Annotated in this window: 1 protein-coding gene; it reads left to right on the top strand. The window is 66.1% G+C overall.

The window, feature by feature from the left end; translation table 11 throughout:
- Positions 1-741 (top strand): hydantoinase/oxoprolinase family protein (locus tag EOA86_RS37020; protein ID WP_164892425.1); only part of this gene is annotated, 741 nt, incomplete at both ends.

Raw genomic sequence — 741 nt, 5'->3', positions numbered from 1 at the left:
AATAGCTACATCACGACAGGCCATGCGCTGCTGTCGGAAGCGCGCGAATTCGAGCGCGGCGTCACCGCTTCGGTCAACGCCTCGGTGCAGCCGATCCTTGAGCGCTATGTCGAGCGGCTGCGCGCGGAATTGGGGTCAAAAGGCTACGCCCGCGACTTCCTGATCATGAACGGCAATGGCGGCATGATCTCGGCCCGCTTTGTCACACGCGAGTCAGCCAAGACCGTCATGTCCGGTCCGGCCTCCGGCGTCATCGCCGCCGCCTATACGGGAAAACGCGCCGGCTTCAAAAACCTGGTCACCTACGACATGGGCGGCACCTCGACCGACGTGGCGCTGATCCGCAATGCCGAACCGGCGGTGTCGAACGAGATCGAGATCGAATATGCGATGCCGATCCATGTGCCGATGGTGGCGGTGCATACGGTCGGCGCCGGCGGCGGCTCGATCGCCCGCGTCGATGCGGCCGGCCTGATCCAGATCGGCCCGGAAAGCGCCGGCGCCAATCCCGGCCCGATCTGCTACGGGCGGGGCGGCAGCGAGCCGACCATCACCGATGCCAATCTGGTGCTTGGCCGGCTGGCGCCGAAAAAGCTTCTCGCGGTCGAAAATCCGGTCACCGTCGAACACGTCACCGGCATATTCGAGGACAGGATCGGCCGTCCCACCGGCTTGTCCGGCGTCGAGGCGCCGGCCATCTTGATGTTGCCGAGCCGCAGCACCGCGCCCGCCGCCTCGACG

Origin of the sequence: Mesorhizobium sp. M5C.F.Ca.IN.020.32.2.1, from assembly GCF_004023105.1 — a bacterium.
GTDB classification, from domain to species: Bacteria; Pseudomonadota; Alphaproteobacteria; order Rhizobiales; family Rhizobiaceae; genus Mesorhizobium; species Mesorhizobium wenxiniae.
This window is presented reverse-complemented; position numbering and strand designations above follow the sequence as displayed.